Annotated in this window: 13 protein-coding genes; 4 read left to right on the top strand and 9 right to left on the bottom strand. The window is 40.0% G+C overall.

All coding sequences use genetic code 11. The features are described 5' to 3' along the window. Window positions 1–34: 34 nt before the first annotated feature. The 7 genes from J5X91_RS13540 to J5X91_RS13510 all read right to left on the bottom strand — a co-directional run bounded on the left by J5X91_RS13540 (window position 35) and on the right by J5X91_RS13510 (window position 7,461). Window positions 35–2,566, bottom strand: a complete 2,532-nt coding sequence (locus J5X91_RS13540; protein ID WP_208835016.1) for a TonB-dependent receptor — start codon at window positions 2,564–2,566, stop codon at window positions 35–37. Between the two features lie 291 nt (window positions 2,567–2,857). Further along, complete coding sequence (locus J5X91_RS13535; RefSeq protein WP_011329597.1) at window positions 2,858–3,700, bottom strand: DUF4198 domain-containing protein; 843 nt, start codon at window positions 3,698–3,700, stop codon at window positions 2,858–2,860. Between the two features lie 51 nt (window positions 3,701–3,751). Beyond that, on the bottom strand, window positions 3,752–4,261 hold the full coding sequence (locus J5X91_RS13530) for a DUF2271 domain-containing protein (RefSeq protein WP_208835015.1): 510 nt from the start codon (window positions 4,259–4,261) through the stop codon (window positions 3,752–3,754). Next, window positions 4,261–4,893: a PepSY-associated TM helix domain-containing protein gene (locus J5X91_RS13525; RefSeq protein WP_208835014.1), complete on the bottom strand. Its 633-nt coding sequence runs from the start codon at window positions 4,891–4,893 to the stop codon at window positions 4,261–4,263. Before J5X91_RS13525 ends, J5X91_RS13530 begins: the two co-directional genes overlap by 1 nt. A gap of 127 nt (window positions 4,894–5,020) precedes the next feature. Further along, window positions 5,021–5,416 (bottom strand): YbaN family protein, encoded by a 396-nt coding sequence (locus tag J5X91_RS13520; protein WP_041454623.1) that lies wholly within the window; start codon window positions 5,414–5,416, stop codon window positions 5,021–5,023. 183 nt (window positions 5,417–5,599) lie between these two features. Then, entirely contained in the window at window positions 5,600–6,919 is a 1,320-nt protein-coding gene (locus tag J5X91_RS13515) for a porin (protein ID WP_182684139.1), read from the bottom strand. 62 nt (window positions 6,920–6,981) lie between these two features. After that, the gene (locus J5X91_RS13510) at window positions 6,982–7,461 is read right to left on the bottom strand and encodes a MarR family transcriptional regulator (RefSeq protein WP_011329592.1); all 480 of its coding nucleotides are present in this window, start codon (window positions 7,459–7,461) and stop codon (window positions 6,982–6,984) included. Between the two features lie 451 nt (window positions 7,462–7,912). Here J5X91_RS13510 and J5X91_RS13505 point away from each other — a divergent pair, with 451 nt between their 5' ends. From J5X91_RS13505 to J5X91_RS13490, 4 genes are all read left to right on the top strand, one after another. Continuing rightward, window positions 7,913–8,767: a D-hexose-6-phosphate mutarotase gene (locus J5X91_RS13505; protein ID WP_197108499.1), complete on the top strand. Its 855-nt coding sequence runs from the start codon at window positions 7,913–7,915 to the stop codon at window positions 8,765–8,767. 44 nt (window positions 8,768–8,811) lie between these two features. Then, window positions 8,812–9,345, top strand: a complete 534-nt coding sequence (locus tag J5X91_RS13500) for a PH domain-containing protein (protein ID WP_086993164.1) — start codon at window positions 8,812–8,814, stop codon at window positions 9,343–9,345. Further along, a complete protein-coding gene (locus J5X91_RS13495; protein ID WP_011329589.1) occupies window positions 9,338–10,873 on the top strand; it encodes a PH domain-containing protein in 1,536 nt (511 codons plus the stop codon). Before J5X91_RS13500 ends, J5X91_RS13495 begins: the two co-directional genes overlap by 8 nt. Before the next feature lie 118 nt (window positions 10,874–10,991). Further along, window positions 10,992–13,823, top strand: a complete 2,832-nt coding sequence (locus J5X91_RS13490) for a hypothetical protein (RefSeq protein WP_208835013.1) — start codon at window positions 10,992–10,994, stop codon at window positions 13,821–13,823. Between the two features lie 74 nt (window positions 13,824–13,897). On the opposite strand, the gene J5X91_RS13485 is transcribed toward J5X91_RS13490, so the two are convergent. Together J5X91_RS13485 and J5X91_RS13480 are read right to left on the bottom strand one after the other, a co-directional pair. After that, entirely contained in the window at window positions 13,898–15,073 is a 1,176-nt protein-coding gene (locus J5X91_RS13485; protein WP_208835012.1) for a hypothetical protein, read from the bottom strand. 86 nt (window positions 15,074–15,159) lie between these two features. Next, window positions 15,160–16,293, bottom strand: a complete 1,134-nt coding sequence (locus J5X91_RS13480) for a PepSY-associated TM helix domain-containing protein (RefSeq protein ID WP_208835011.1) — start codon at window positions 16,291–16,293, stop codon at window positions 15,160–15,162. Between the last annotated feature and the right edge of the window lie 104 nt (window positions 16,294–16,397).

Genomic DNA, 16,397 nt, shown 5'->3' with positions numbered 1-16,397 from the left:
CTTTATAACTTTCAACTTTTAGCTAGCACTTTTATTAAAAGCGGTAAGTAATATTACCGTATAAAAAGCGGCCATCTAAACTGTATGGCACGTAGGGGGTGTACGGGAATATTTGACCAAAGTTAGAGTAACCAATGTTATCTACAGTTGCTTGTGGGTACTGATCAAACAGGTTGTTAGCGCCTACGGCAAATTTCCATTCATCGTTAGGGCTATAAGCCACTTCAAGATCGGTTATCCATTTTGCATCTAGGTATTCATCTCGGTCGCTGCTTGTAGAAATATCAGCAACTTCGCCATAACGCGTGGCACGCAGTGTAGTTTGCCATTCGTTAAAGCTCCAAACAGCCGATAAGTTTAGTTTGCTATCTGGTGTGCCTTCTTCAAAACGGCCCACTTCACGCCGAGCAAATACAACATAGTCATCACCTAACGAATTGAGTTCTTCAGGGTTGTCGTCTATATGGGTGACTTTAGTGTCGTTAAAGTTAACCGCTGCGTTTAAGCGTACGTCGCCTAGGTTATCTAGTTCCAGTAAATAAGTTGCAACTATGTCTACACCTTGCGTACGTGAGTCTATTGCATTGGTAAAGTAGCGTACGCTTTCGGTGTTTAGCTCACCAGCGTTTGCTAAAATTTGCGCAACTGCTGCACCGGCTAGGTTTTCAGAGAGTACAATCCGGTCATCAATATCAATACGATATGCATCAACCGTTAGGCTAAAATTACCTTGAGTGTAGACAAAGCCAGCGGTTAAGTTTACAGAGTCTTCAGCGTCTAGTTTTTTAGCGCCTAATGCTTGTGCTGCTGGAGAGTCACTTGGAAATAAACCTACTTCAAACGCTTGGTTGTTTTCAAGTATGGTTGATATTTGACGATACGAGCTTTGTGCTAGCGATGGCGCGCGAAAGCCGGTACTTGCTGCACCACGTAACGATAAGTTATCAGTAATACTGTAACGCGTTGCTATTTTTGAGGTGAATGTGTCGCCAAAGTCGCTGTAATCTTCATAACGGCTGGCTAAAACCACATTCCACTTTTCTGTTAGGTAGGTATCAAATTCAACAAAAAGTGCTACGTTGTGGCGGCTTTCGTCGGTAACACTTTGCGGACCAAAACCAGATAGTACCTGTGCACCACCTGCTGCAATTGGGTTGCCGTTACTATCAAGCGCGGTAATATAAGAAGCTTCTTCGCCTTGTTCTATTTTGTAGCTTTCGTGGCGGTATTCAGCACCTATAGTAAAAAATACGTCATCTGGTAAACCTAAATCAAATGCTGTGCTGGCATCTCCATTAACAATAAATTGGTCATAAACCAATGCGCCGTTATCAAATTCGGTTTGGCTGGTGGCACCTAAAGATGTATTTAAGCTATTTACTACGCCTAATGCAAAGTCGTTGCGGCCGTAGTTGGTACTTACATCCCATGCCCAGTCGCCTGTTTCACCTTGTAAACCAAGAGCGAGAGAGTAATCTTCTACGTCGGTTTCAATTTGTGGCAAAAAGCCATTAGGGTAAACGTCTAAAATGTTATTTTTATCTACAGCTCGGCGATAAAATCCGCCTGAGTTGCCTTCACGCTTAGAGTAGCTACCAAAAGAGTATAAGTTTAAGCCGTTATCAAAGTCGTAGCCCATGTTGTAAAACAGTGCATAGTCTTCAAGCTCTGCTTTACCAAAGCGGTGATTGTAACGATCGATAGTGAACTCGCGTGGATCTAGGCTACCATCATCAAGGCGGCTATATTGCTCGCGAGGGTCAAAACCAGAGCGCTGGGTAGAGTCGTTATCACGATATTCAATAGACACGTTTACAAAACCGTTATCAGCTAACGAAAAACCAGAATTAGCACTAATAGTACGCGTTGCGCCATCGCTCATTTTACGATCGTCGCCAGTATTAAATGCTAAGTTGCCGTTTGCATCTGCGTACACGCTTTCAAGCTGAGGTACTCCGGCCATTTGAGTATCATATTGTCCGTAAGTTACGCTTACACTGCCGCCCTGCGCTGCATCTTTAAGAATTATATTAATAACCCCTGCAATAGCATCTGAGCCGTATTGCGCTGCGGCACCGTCGCGTAATACTTCTACGCGCTTAATTGCCGATGTTGGGATCATATTTAAATCAACAGCTGTTGAACCACGCCCAACTACGCCAGCTAAGTTTAATAGCGCACCTGAATGACGACGCTTACCATTAATAAGCACTAGGGTGTGATCGGGGGCTAAACCACGCAAAACTGCAGGTTTAGCATGGTCTGTACCATCGCCCATTGTTGCGCTTGGGTAGTTAAAGCTTGGCACTTGGTTTGCAAGTACTTGGCTGATTTCAAGCTGGCCTGTACTGGCCATATCGCGACTGGTAATAATATCAACAGGTACTGAACTTTCAGCAATACTGCGTAAGCTGCGACGAGTACCCGTTACCGAAATTACTTCGATATTTTCTTGTGCTTGACTATCTGGCTCTGCGGCTACAGCTACTGAATAAGGCGTGCTCAATGCAGTAGTAACGGCCAAGCTAAGTGCTAATTTTTTCGCTGAAAAGCGCTGTATGGTCATGTGATCCCCCAAGGGCTGCTATTGTTGAGTCTAAAAGCGCCGCATCTTAAAGAAGCTAATAGGATAGTGCAAAGATCAAAACAAACTAAGTTATGCAAATAGCTAAGGCTGGTGTTTACTTTGCGCTGAACGTACTAATTTAAATAGGTGTGCTTGTGTTGAGTAGTTGCAACCACAGGGTGAATTGAGGTGTTTTTTAATACAATTAATTTAGTAAATGTAAATAAAAAAGGCCAAGTAAATTACTTGGCCTCTTTATTGTTTTTAATGTTTTAATTCAAGAATTAAGTATTACTCTGGCGCAACGTCTAATGTAGTAAATAACGAGTAACGCACGTTATCTATGCCTTTTTCAGACGACTCTTCGCTCACGCTTGCTTCAATTAAGTATAAACCCGGGTGCTGCCACGTTGTGCTAAAAAAGCCGTTTTTGTCAGTGGTTACTTTAACTTCGCCACGTTCGTTACGGTAGCGTGTATCACCTTTTAATATTGCCAGCTCAACGTTTGCTGCCGGCTTACCAGCTTTGAGCAACTGAAAACGCGCTTGTTCACCAACAAATAAATCGTTAGGGTGAGTTGGGCCGCTAATCTCTAAACCTTTACCAAGTAGTGCAGGCTTAGATGTGCCGTTACGACTTACAAACGTATCAACGGTAGAAAATGCTTTGGTTGTTTTAATATCTGTAGCGTCTGCTGGAATATCTTTACTGTTTTTGCCACCAAAAACACGACGACGCTCACCTTTTGCATCTTTATAAAAGGTCATTAAACGTGGTTCACGTTTCATTGCAATATGGTAAGTCCCTTCGTTGGTTAATTTAACTGCCGCAGAGTTTTTACGCTGTAAAAAGTAAGCGCGAATATTATCGCTAATAGGTTTGCCGTCAGGGCCGATAGCCATCAGTAAATTGTCGTCGTATTGTGCGTCTTTCTCAGTTGGGCGGTATGCTTTGTCGGGAGCAAAAATTTCATTAGAAATACTCGCGTCAATCATTACATAATGCGCTTTATCGCCAGATAAAGAAGTATGCGATGGTACTAACCATTGTGCATGGGCGTTAGCATAGCTTGATGCAAGTGCAGTGACTGTAAGTGCGCCAATTAATGCACTTTTAAGTAAATTGATTTTCATAATCGTTCCTTTTTAAATGGTTTTAGCGGATGCTTTATTTGCTGCTATGTATTACTTGGCAATAATAGTGACGAAGCTTTGTGAAAATTCATTGGTACCATCAATCGTGATTTTACCCTCTTGTGTTAGGTCTATTTCGACACGGCTGTAATCTCGGCCGCCTTCTTCGCGTACCACTTCAATATTAAGTAAGTATTTACCCGGTTTTACTGGGTTACCGTCTAAATCATTGCCCTGCCAATTAATGGTGTAAGATCCAGCTCGTTTGGTTGCGCTGCTTATGCCATCGAAGTTAAGGTTACTTTTACCGGCTTTACGCCACCATTGGCGTAAGTCTTTAAACCATTCGGCTTTTTGTACCCAAAGTGCCAGCGTAGTAACGTGTTTGCGCTCGCTTGTTTCTAGCCAAACTGCAACATAAGGGCGGTGATACGGTTGTACGTCTAATTCGGGTAGGTTTAATTCAATTTCTAATTGTGCAGTTTGTGCATGCGCAGTCGCTTGAAAAAACGTCGCAACTAGCAGTAATGCTGCGCTTATAAACACTTTAAATTTAATCATTAATACACTCCTTTTAATTGTGGAACCCAACATAAATAAATAACGACAGGCGTTGCTATGCCTAACACCGTTATCCATATTCCTGCTAAGCGTTTTTTTTTGTTTTGAAATAAAATAATCATGCCGGTAATGGCAAATAAGATCATTAATACAGCTGAGATATCTATTACCCAACTCCATGCTTCGCCACTATGTCGGCCTTTATGTAGATCGCCAATTAGGCTTAAAAAACCACCTGTTTGGTAATCAAGGTTTAGTGTGCCACTTATAAAGTCGAGCTCGGCGTAGGCAAACCCCGCGGGTAATGGGTAGTCGAGCATTACCAGTGCGTCCTCTTTTTCCCATTCAATGCATTTTACGTTAGTGAGCGCATATTGCTTAGCTAAGTAAGCTTCTATTTCGGGGTAGAGTGTAGGTAAGGCACTTAACTGCGCATTTGCTTTGGCAGCCAATGCACTTGGAATTGGAGTTGATATTTGGCCATTATTTTTATCATTTTTAAGCCAGTCAACATGGTTAAGTACTATGCCGCTAACACAAAATAAAATAAGCAAAAAAAATAGCGCTGTAGAAATATAAATGTGTAAAGCCCGGCTGGTGCTATATAAAGCTCGTTTGTTAATAAACGCCATAATAACTGTAAACTAATCAATATTTACCACATGATAATGATTTGTATTAGCTATTACAAATATACTTACTAAACTTTACATTAAGTTTTTATAAACAGCGGGTATTTACGTTGTTAAAGCGGGATATTCAACTTTTTGGTATGGAAGAGGGTCTTAAAATTAAATAAATCATTACAGCCACTTCAATTATGGCAACTAAAAAAATAACCCAAACAGCAGGAGATGAAGCCAGTAAAAATATAAAACCAACCAGCATACCCAAAGCGGCGCAATATTTGGCTTTAACAGGCACTACTTTATGTGCTTGCCACTGGTGCAGGGTAGTGCCGTATCGTGGATGATTTAAAAGCCAATGCTCAAGTGCAGGCGATGAGCGAGTAAAGCAGGCCAGAGCTAAAATAAAAAAGATGGTGGTGGGCATAACCGGCAGTACTATACCTATAATTCCAAGTACAACTAGCATTAAGCCAAGTACTTTAAACCATACCTTTTTGTAATATATATAGGTTGTTTTTATATTCACTTAGGTTAGTTTTATTAAATTATAGTTAGTTTGATTATAGAGTAATTAATGCCGTAATTTAAGCGCAATTGCAGTTACTTAATACGTGGACATAAAGGAATAAGTAAAATTAGCGCAGCAAAAAGGGCAAACAAAGTTGCCCTTTATAAGTAACTAATTAACTAGCTAATTAACTTACTTGGCTTAAAAGTAATAACCAAGGTTAATATTAAAGCGGCTTTCTGTTTCGCCGTTACCCGCGATAGAACCGCCTACAAATGGCTGATTACGCGCATGTACATAATCGATGTAAGTAAATAGTCCACCGGCGGCAATCGATACACCCGTTACGTTCATCCAGGTATTTGCGCTGTTGTCTGATTTATTGTAAATAATACCGTAGTCGTTATAAAACTGTAGGTTGCTTACCGGTCCCCACTGTACTGGTACGCTATATGCTACGTTAAAGGTGCTGGTAGTAGCATCGGCGGCAATTGAATCATAAAACCCGTATGCGCCTACAGCCATGCGATCTATATTATCAACATTGTAGTTATACTCACCGTGTTGTAGTTGAATATTCCAGTTATTAATATGGCTATTTAAGTGCAGTGCCCAAGCATTGTAATCACCCGCACGATCGGTCCCATCATGTAAGCCACCCGCAAGTGCTGAAATACCTACTTCAGTGGTTATGCCTTCGCCGTGTTCAAAATGGTATGCATAACGACCTGTAAAGGTATTGTATTCGCCAAGCTGTTTTGCAGGCTCTGCGTAAATACCTTCACCGACAGGGCGGCTTCCAACAATATCGTACGAATAACGATGGCTACGATCTTCTACATAACCGTCAACACCACCAAGTTCATCATTTTTGAAAAAGCCAAGGTCTAGTTGCCAGTTATCGCTAACTTTACGTTTAAACATAATACCTAGATCGTGATCATCCTCTAGGCCAATATAATAGTTAGTACTAAAAAAGTAATTATGTGAGTTATACGGGTCGTTACCAAATGGTACTTTAGTAATACCTGCTTGTACTTGCCACTCATCATTAAGTTGATAACCAGCCCACGCCGACTTTATAACGGTCATGTAATCAAAAAAGCGAATTTCACCGCCTAAAAGTACACCACCAACTTCACCTGAGAGGTTTAAACGAAAAATATCAAAATCAAAGTCACCAAGGCGGTCTTCATTACCTTCACTATACGAGGTAACACTGTAGTTAGTACGAATAGCACCACCTACGGTTATACCAGCAGATTCTTTCTCTTCAGCTTTAGTGGCAGCAACCACAGTTGTTTGTTCCGCTTTTTTACTTATTTGAGCAACTTGTTGTTCGTGTTGCTCATTAATTTTCTGTTGTTTGGTTTTTTCAGCTGCTAATTGCTGCTCTAGCATCTGCATTTGCTGTTTAAGTTGCTTAAGCTGAGTTTGAAGCGTGTCTAGATCTGCGGCGAATACATTGCTCGACGCACCAGCTAGCATGAGGGCAAGTGTTAATTTCGAAAGTTTAGTCATAAATTGCTGCTCAGATTTTGATTGAAAATTTAAGATGTAAAAGCACATCCTGTGTAAATTTATTATTTAGGAGCTTGAGTAAGCGCACCCACTTCTAACAGAGGCGATGCATCAAGTTTATCTGCATCCATCATTGCGGCAATGCGCTGCATTGACGACAGTAATAGGCTCTGCTCCCACTCTGCAAGTGCCGAAAACTTAGCAATAAAATGCTCTTGTAGTGGTTGCGGTGCTTTATCAAGTAACTCCTTTCCTTTATCGGTGAGGTATAAACTCACTCGACGCTTATCCATTTGGCTACGTACCCGAGTTACTAAGTCTCTACCTTCTATCCTATCAAGAATATTAGTAACGGTTGCCGGGCTTAAATTTACATTTTGAGCTATACGGCTTGCTGTTATCCCATCTGTATGGGAAACCTCTTGCATTATAAGCAGTTGTGGCCCAGTTAAGCCTGAAGTTTTATTCAGTTGCTTAGAGTGTAAATCGATCGCACGAATCACTTTACGTAAAGAAACCAATAACTCGTTATGTTTTTGCATTTAGCTAATCTCGTTAAAAGGGCGCAATGGTTTGCCATAATCGCGAAATGTTACACATCAAGTAAATTGAATTCAAATGATATATTGCATTTTAGCCTGCTTTTTGTGGTTTTTATTAGTTTGAGCAGTAATTAAAATTTGTGTTTTTTAATTTTTAATCTATGTCTGTAGTGTTTTATTCGCCAATGGCTGTAGTATACCTTTAAGCCTATAGAGTATAGATAATGAGTTTTTTTTATCAATTTATAAGTATTGCTAATTTACTGAGGGTGACATTTATAAATAAGTATTAGTACAAAGTAATTATTTATAAATACCTCGCAGGTATTACCGAGTGAAAATAAAGCGATCGATATTTAAATTATTTCGCTTATCATGTAGATGATTTATAAGCTTACTTGACTATTTAGGTGCACATTTAACACTACGTGCCAGCATTATAGGAAATAATATGAAGTTATCACCTTCCGTTAGTATTTGTCATACTGATACCGGTTTAGAATTTATTAATATAAATAGCAGCCATTGCGATGCAAAAATATTTTTGCAAGGCGGGCAAATTACCGAGTTTACCCCAAAAGGTAAGCAGCCATTGTTATGGGTATCTCAAGAAGAAACATTCCAAGAAAATGCCAGTATTCGCGGCGGTATCCCAATTTGTTGGCCTTGGTTTGGAGCACACGATAACAATGATTTTCCGGCGCATGGTTTTGCTCGAACGAGTTTGTGGCAGGCCGATGAAGTGCATGAAACCGAATACGAAGTTATTGTTAGCCTTAAATTACCCATGAAACTAGTTAATCTTGATTATTGGCCGCATCAATCAAGCTTACGAGTTGAGTTTGTACTAAACGAGCAGTTACAAGTGCGCTTAACAACCACAAATTTAAGCAATACACCGTTTAGCTTTTCGCAAGCGCTGCATACTTATTTTCCAACATCAGATATTAACAATACCAGCGTTGATGGTTTGCAAGGTGCGCAATATACTGAATTTGGCGAAGCTCCAGTAATGCAAAGTGATGTGGTTAGTTTTGCCCGCGAAACCGACATGGTTTATACCCAAGCAGCGCCAGTGCAAACCATTAATACTCCCGAGGGTATAATTAGTGTGGGCCGAGAAAATTCCAGCTCTTGCGTATTGTGGAATCCATGGATAGAAAAATCAAAGCGTTTATCTAACTTTGCTAATACTGAATATAACAACATGCTTTGCCTTGAAGCAGCCAACGTATTAAATGATGCCGTTACGCTCGCGCCAAAACAAAGCCATACCTTAATTACCATCATTAAATGGCTGAGTTGAGCCTTGTATTTATATAAGTAATAGTGAGTTTAAACAATAATATGGTGTTTAATAATCAACAAATAACCAACTTACCACAACATAGTAATATTGAGTTTAAGCCATTGGCGGCTAACGCTTTGCTGCATGTGCAACTTAATTGGCTGGCGTTTTATATCCCTTTAATAACCGGCTTAGTGGTGGCGTGTTACTTAAATGCTGCTTTTGCTAATCTAGCGCAAACGTATTTGTTGATTGGCATGCCAATAATTATCATATTATCAATGTTTTATAATGTAGTGAGTATAAAGCTGCAAGGGGTAGCAATGCGCACCCACGATATCGCGTTTAAAAAGGGAATTATTTGGCAGCAAATAGTTATTTTGCCGCTAGCGCGAGTACAGCATATTGAGGTGCACCGCGGGCCAATTGAGCGCAAACTCGGCTTAGCGAGTTTAAAGCTATACAGCGCTGGTGGCATGAGCGCCGACCTGCAAATTAGCGGCTTAACTCACGACGATTGTAAAAATATGCGCCAGTTTGTACAAAACTACCGCAACGACGATAACATCGCACAAGTAACCCCTGCAGATGAGTAACGCTGGTAGCGCAAGTAGTTTACATTGGCAAGCTGTATCGCCTTGGGCGTTAGTGTATTTTGTTGTCCATTTTATGGTGCGAGTTATAAGAGATGGCATATTTAATTTGCTACCTATTACGATTGTGTTTGTAACTCAAGTTGAAAACAAACTATTTTGGGGACAAATTGCCGGAGCCGTCGCGCTTGTTGCTTTGCTTATTTACTCTTTTTTATATTATAAAAGCTTTCGTTTTTGTATTTCTGAAGAACACGAAATTTTACTCAAAAAAGGCGTATTTAAAAAAGAGCGTTTAACCCTTAAATTTGCTCGCGTACAAAACGTAAATATTGCTGAGCCGTTTTATTTTACCCCTATTAACTTAGTAAATTGTATTTTTGATGCCGCAGGTAGCGTAGCGCAAGAAGTGGTACTGCCGGGAATAACCAAAGAACACGCACAACAAATGCGTAAACAAATTTTTGCTTACAAAGCCCAGCAACAAGATACTGTAACTGACAATGTAGATCACCAAGTAACAGCACAAAGCAGTCTATTTATTAGCAATAAAGAAATTGCTAAGTTTGGTTTAATATCAAATATGGCTATTTTAGCCTTTGCAGCTATTGCGCCATTTATAAATGTTGTTATCGATTTTTTAGAGCAAAAGCTGATTGCTAAAATGGAGGGCTTTTACCAGCAAGAGCTAGGTATAGTGGCCAATGCTGCCATGTTTGCGGTGATCACCTTAATTGTTTTGTTGGTTATTATTGCGGTGTTGTTGTCGGTTGGCATGTCGTTGATTCGGTTTTATAACTACGAGCTGTATTTTAAAGGACAAAAGTTTAAACGCATTGCTGGCTTATTAGAGCGCCATCAGTTATCTATGAGCTTAGATAAGGTGCAATCAATTGTTATAAAACAAAACTTAGTTGCCCGACTATTAAAACGCTTTACCGTTGAATGCTTGCAAGCGAGCAGTGGTGGTATGGTAGCAGGCGTTGCTGCTAAAAATAATAAACAAACCTTGCTCTTACCGGTATTAAACGCGGCACAAGTAAACAGTGTTTGCCAATGGATTTATCCTTGGTTTAATAGCAAAAACCTCGCATTTACAGGCGCAGAGCGCGCACTACTATATAAAAACTTAGTTTTTTATGCGCTTTTACCGAGCATATTAGTATTTGTTTTTTGCTTAGTAGCTGAGTTTAATATGTGGCTTAGTTTAGGTGTATTTGTTGCATTTGCTGGTTTAGTTACCTTGTCGTATCAGCGTTATGGCTATTACTTACATGAAGATAATGGCCGATATTATATGGTGGTGCGCAAAGGCTTGATTGGCGTACATTATCGGGTGTTTGAACTGTATAAAACACAAAGTGCCCGTAGTATAAGTACCTACTTAATGCGTCGCTCAGGGTTAAAAAGTGTGTATATACAACTCGCCTCAGGTTACGCTTTTATGCCCTATATAAAGCAGCAAGATGCTGACTTTATAATTGATTTTACACTTATGCAGGTTGAATCTGATCCCCGTAGCTGGATGTAGCTCTACTAAAAGCATGTGTAGTTTATAGTTGCACATGTTTTATTACACTTTATTACTGCCAACTAAAAGTAATTAGTAATAACCTAGGTGCAGTTAAGGGATCATCTAAGGGACTATAATGAAAAAAACACTTATCGCAGCGGCTTTATTACTTACCGCGCCGAGCTATGGCAACGACTGGCAAACCATTCATACCGAGCACTTTAATGTGCATTACAGTATTGAGCATACCGACTTTGCCAAATCGACTGCTGTAGAGCTCGAAATAGTACGTACCAAAGTGCTTGAGCAACAAAACCGCGCACTCGATAAAACTGTAGATGTAGTGGTGTTTGATCCCTTAAATGCAGCGAATGGTTTTGCGCTACCTACCTCAAATAACCCGATAATGGCACTTTTTACCACGCCGCCACAATCAGATACTGTTATATCAAATACCTCAGGTTGGCAGCAGTTATTGGTATTGCACGAGTACATTCACTTAGTGCATTTAGCGCAGCCAACACGTAATAACTGGCAGCAAAAAATACGCAGTCTATGGGATCTATACGATTTAACTTACAGCAATACCCCTCGTTGGGTTGCCGAAGGTTATGCCACGTTAATTGAATCTAAAATGACCGGTCGTGGGCGCTTATTTGATAACTACTCAGAAGCAATATTAGTAGAGTTTGCCCAGCAAGGAGCGTTGCCCAGCTACTCACAGTTAAATAGTGCCGAAGGTGGCTTTATGGCCAGCTCCATGGCGTATTTAATTGGTAGCCGTTTTTTAAATTGGTTAGAGCAAAACTATTCAGAGCAAACGCTCGATAGCGTTTGGACACGCATGCAAGGCGTAAAAGTGCGTGATTTTGATCAAGCATTTAGCGGCGTGTTTGGGCAAAGTGCCGCTAAGCTGTACCGCCGTTTTGTAGCTGAATACACTTACAAAGCTATGGCCAAAGAGCAATTAGAACCTAAGCTTAATAGTGAGCTGTGGCTACAGCTTAGTTTATATGCAAGCAACCCTGCGCTTGCAAAAGATGGCAGTAAGCTGGCCATTGTAGAGCGTGATAAAAACGATAACACTAAGCTTATTGTGTACAGCACAGAGCAAAATACTAAAGCCGAAAATAGCTTTAATAAAGCACAAAAAAAGCTATTAGAAAATGATCCCCTAGATATTGCTGACACTGCACCTGGTGTATTTAAGCGTGAGCAAAAACAAGTGCTTAACCAAATTAACCGAGCAGGCATAGCTAACCCACAATGGATTAATAATACCACGCTTTACTTTAGTGCTTTTAGTACTGAGGAATCGGGGAGTTATAATCGTGTTTCTGATGTTTTTAGCTACAACACTGAAACCGGCAATATAGAGCAGCTTACCGAGCTTGCAGGTATTCGCCGTTTTAGCGTAACCAGCGATGGTGAAACCTTATATGCTGAGCAAGTAAGAGGTGGTTACTCAGAATTAGTGAAAGTAAATTTAACCACTAAAGTCGTCACTGAGTTATTTAGTAAAAGTTTAAAAACGGCGTATGACTACCCAATATTAAACCCTGATGAAACTAAATTAGCTTACTTATCAGCATCTTTAAACGAAAATTGGCAATTATATATACAAAATACGGATGGTGAGCACCGTCAATCAGTGGCTATGCCAAACGGGTATCAATATTTAAGCCAACCAAGTTTTAGCCAAAATGGAGAGTCGCTTTACTTTATTGCTGGCTTAAATAGCGCTACCGATATTTATAGTTATCATATTGCAAGCAAAACACTCACTAAACTAACTCAAGGGCAAGAAGCGGTTGCACATCCCATTGAAATGACTGATGGCTCATTACTTTATTTCTCGATTAGCGCAGATGGCCCCAATGTAAAACAACTAGCGAAAACACACCAAGGGAATATGGTTAGTGATATTGCAACCACTAAACATGCGCCACTGCTTATGGTTAATCAACACACACTTCCAAAAGCTAACATTTACACTAACCAAGTAGGCACACAAAGTAGCTACAATGCACTTGAGCAACAAGCCACTTTTGCACTAGGCGCGCAGTATTATTCGGCTGCAACCAGTTTGTTGAATTTAGGGGTTAAAAGTAGCGATTTATTAAAACAGCTCGACTTACAGGCAGGGTATAGCGCCGACTTGCACAATGGTGCTTTGCATGGTGGTTTTGTGCAGGCAAAATACAGTGCATTACCAGTAAAATTCAAACTTAGCGTGTTTGATTATAATTTAAATACAGCACGCCAATATAAATCCTTAAATCAAACAAGCTTAAGCGCCGATATTACTGCGCGCGGTGGTTTTGCTGCAATAAGTTACCCTCTTAAATTTGGGCAGTTAAACTTAACGCCAGAGCTTGCTTATAATTACACTGACTACAAACAAAACCATAAAAACTGGACGCGCTTAGGCGTTACTCAAAGCTGGCAATATGACCGCCAAGACTTTGTTATAGGCCAAAGTACTTATGCGAGCTGGTACGATGGCAGCAGCAAAAGTAATAATTGGCAAGGTTACGATTTAGCCGCCCAAATTTTTGGTAAAGCATTTGGTATTCCTCTTTATGCAAGCCTTGAGCAAAAGCAACGTGATGATGGCAGCCTTGCATTAGGTGGCTTTGGCTCAAACCTGATTAATCAGCAACAAAGTAGCGAATTTGTACTTTCATCTGAGCTGCCTTTTTACAGTGCAACTGCAAAGCGTTATCAAGGTTATGGTGCTGGGTTTAGCTTTAAAGAGGGGTTACCTTGGCTTTATTACAAGCAACACCAACTTGATAGCATGGTATATGCACAAAGTTACGGCTTAAAATATCAAGGTGATCTTAGCTTTGGGATGGGGCCTGCAGGTGTAAACGATTTAACGTTTAATTTGGGCTTATCGCGCGTAGAAGGCGATAGCTTTGCAGATGAAATGCGCGCGTGGTTAAGTTTTTATTATTCGCTTTAGCGTTTTTAAAAGCAAAGGTAAAAATAATTAATAACGGGGTTTGAGCGGCGATTTAAGTGCCGTAAAACCCACATTTACTTTGTCATACTTAACGACAGTAACTTAGCTTGATACACATTAAGCTTTTGTTTGTCGCGTTCAAGTTCGATGGCTTTTTCAAGTAAGCTTTGTGTTTGTTGAGTTTTACCTTGCTGAAAGCGTATTTTCGCCAGCTCTAAATACAGATCGGCTATATACGGTGCTTTTACTATTGCTTGCTCAACATGTTTGTTAGCGCTATAAATATTTCCTGTTTGTAACTCATTTTTAGCCAGTACTAATAACTCATAAGGATCTTTTTCTATATTTATTAGTTGTAAAGATAACTGCTGCGCAAGCTGAGTATCACCAAGCTGTTGAGCTAATAATTGATAGTTACTAATTAAATTTATGCTCGCATAATTGTTATTTAATGCTGCTTGATAAATATTTTTCGCGCTTTGTAAGTCGCCAGCATGGCGGTGTAATATGCCTGCTAAGTTAAATAGCTCAGGATCTTTAGGGGTGTAGTTATTAGCTTGCAAAATAAGAGAATATGCCATGTTTAATTGTTTGTTTGCTAATGCGCTAGCGGCTAAATTGCTATAAAACTTAGCGAGTAAGTCATTATGGTTAGCACTACCTGAGTAAACACTGTCTCGAGTTGGGAAGTAGTCGATTAACGTACCTGCGCGGGTTGTTATTGTGCTTATTGGATTTATGTTTTTAGCGGTACCTATTTCTTTAGGGGCATAAACCATAGTTCTAAAATGGTTAGCTACATACACTAAGTTACTTTCTTTTGCGTAAACAGGCTCGCTGGTCATTTCTTGAAAACTCGTATCTAAACCAAGAATGCGAGCATAGCTTTGGGTAAGCACCGCTAGGCTAATACAGTTTCCTTGCGCTCGATTAACTGTTTGTGTAGAAGTGAGTGTATCGCCGTGATATGTAAAGTTAGTTAGTTGGTTTTCAAGGTAATTATAAACAACTCTATCGGTACGAATCCCAGATAATAGCTGTTTTTTGGCATACGCTAAAAACTGCTCTGTCTCGACCTCAGACAGCTCAAAAATAGCTTGTTCAGATAAAGTGGGTTGCTGGCTAAATAAAGCATGATTAATTACTTGTGTAAGCGGTATAGTTTGCAGTATTTGCTTTTGATTGTTAGTACTGCTGCAGCCGGTTATTAATGAAAAAATAGTAATTATCACAAGCGTATAAAATTTCATAAACTCACTCCATTGATACAAAAGTAAGTAGCTTAAATAGAGTTAATTACTACTTTACCTAACATTATAATGAGTTTGTTTTTTAATCAAGGGTTTGCTGTGCGGCGTTTATTTAAACGGTTTTGTCGTGACTGCTTTTTGCGTGCACGTCGGGTAAGCCATAAATAAAAGCCAGTACCTGCAAGCCATACAGGGCTTAAGCCAATAACAGCCCACAGCACCTTACTTACAAGCCCTGCAAAGTAGCCAAAGTGGAGCTTTCTAAAGCTATCAATTACTTGCCAGCCAATCCCTACTTCGCGAATATCCCAGTTAGCCATGTGTTCGCCAGTTAGCTTACTGTAAGTAATTGTATTGGCGTATTCACTAGCCAGCGGATTGGTTGTGCTTACTTCACCAAATAAGGTAATGTTTTCGTCTGGCTCTAATGGCAAAACTAAAAAAGTACCGTTAAAAGTAGAGATTTGTTTTTTGCTGTCATCGAGTATTTGCTGCAACGAAGTGTCGTGACTGTATAAGGGGTTGGTTAGTACATAATGCTCTTCTTGTGCGTGTTCTATCACTTCGTGATACCACACAGCCCAGTTAAAGTAGCCGCCAGTAATGGCTAAAATAATAATAATGGGTGAGCCTAACACGCCGGTCATTTTATGAATGTCGCTAAGCACTATTTGTAGTGTTGCACGCCAGCGTACGCTAAATAAGCGTCGCCAAAATTTGCGATAAATAATCAGGCCGCTAATACCCAATACGAGTAAAAACACCGCAAAAAAGAACCCTAATACAGTGCCCGTTTGCCCTGGTAAATTTTTAAAATCGTTAAGTAAAAAGGTGTAATGCAGCTCTAAAAACCAATCGGTGAAATAATGGCTGGTACCCACAGGCTCTGACAAAATATCACCTGTGTATTGGTTTAAATGTAACTTAGCCCATTGCTCTGTACCGCGCTTTATTAAGTAAACCCGATCAGCAGTATCATCGTTAAATATTTCCCAACTAGCTACTATATAATTAGGGTAAGTACGCTCTGTTTTAGCGATTAACTTATCAATAGGTAGTCGCTCAGGTAATGCTTTTACCACAAAGTGGCTATTTGGCATTAGCAGGCCATCTATTTCGCTTTTAAATACTAAAACACTCCCTGTAATGCTAATAACAATAAGGGGGATGATAGCAATAAGGGCAACCCAGCTATGAATTTTAAACAGTGTTTTTCGCATATATAAAACAAGAAAAGATGATAAGTATTGCGCATGATAACAATTATCAATTGCAATTCAAGTTTTGCAGATGGTTATGCTAAAAACAGCAAAAGCGTGAACTC

Origin of the sequence: Pseudoalteromonas sp. K222D (genome assembly GCF_017653575.1) — a bacterium.
GTDB lineage: Bacteria > Pseudomonadota > Gammaproteobacteria > Enterobacterales > Alteromonadaceae > Pseudoalteromonas > Pseudoalteromonas nigrifaciens.
Note: the sequence above shows the minus strand (reverse complement) of the source record. Positions and strands in the feature narration are given on the sequence as shown.

Bases quoted from the DNA above. Each gene is read 5' to 3' on its own strand.
- J5X91_RS13540 (WP_208835016.1), bottom strand. From the start codon at position 2,566: ATGACCATACAGCGCTTTTCAGCGAAAAAATTAGCACTTAGCTTGGCC.
- J5X91_RS13535 (WP_011329597.1), bottom strand. From the start codon at position 3,700: ATGAAAATCAATTTACTTAAAAGTGCATTAATTGGCGCACTTACAGTC.
- J5X91_RS13530 (WP_208835015.1), bottom strand. From the start codon at position 4,261: ATGATTAAATTTAAAGTGTTTATAAGCGCAGCATTACTGCTAGTTGCG.
- J5X91_RS13525 (WP_208835014.1), bottom strand. From the start codon at position 4,893: ATGGCGTTTATTAACAAACGAGCTTTATATAGCACCAGCCGGGCTTTA.
- J5X91_RS13515 (WP_182684139.1), bottom strand. From the start codon at position 6,919: ATGACTAAACTTTCGAAATTAACACTTGCCCTCATGCTAGCTGGTGCG.
- J5X91_RS13510 (WP_011329592.1), bottom strand. From the start codon at position 7,461: ATGCAAAAACATAACGAGTTATTGGTTTCTTTACGTAAAGTGATTCGT.
- J5X91_RS13505 (WP_197108499.1), top strand. From the start codon at position 7,913: ATGAAGTTATCACCTTCCGTTAGTATTTGTCATACTGATACCGGTTTA.
- J5X91_RS13495 (WP_011329589.1), top strand. From the start codon at position 9,338: ATGAGTAACGCTGGTAGCGCAAGTAGTTTACATTGGCAAGCTGTATCG.
- J5X91_RS13490 (WP_208835013.1), top strand. From the start codon at position 10,992: ATGAAAAAAACACTTATCGCAGCGGCTTTATTACTTACCGCGCCGAGC.
- J5X91_RS13485 (WP_208835012.1), bottom strand. From the start codon at position 15,073: ATGAAATTTTATACGCTTGTGATAATTACTATTTTTTCATTAATAACC.
- J5X91_RS13480 (WP_208835011.1), bottom strand. From the start codon at position 16,293: ATGCGAAAAACACTGTTTAAAATTCATAGCTGGGTTGCCCTTATTGCT.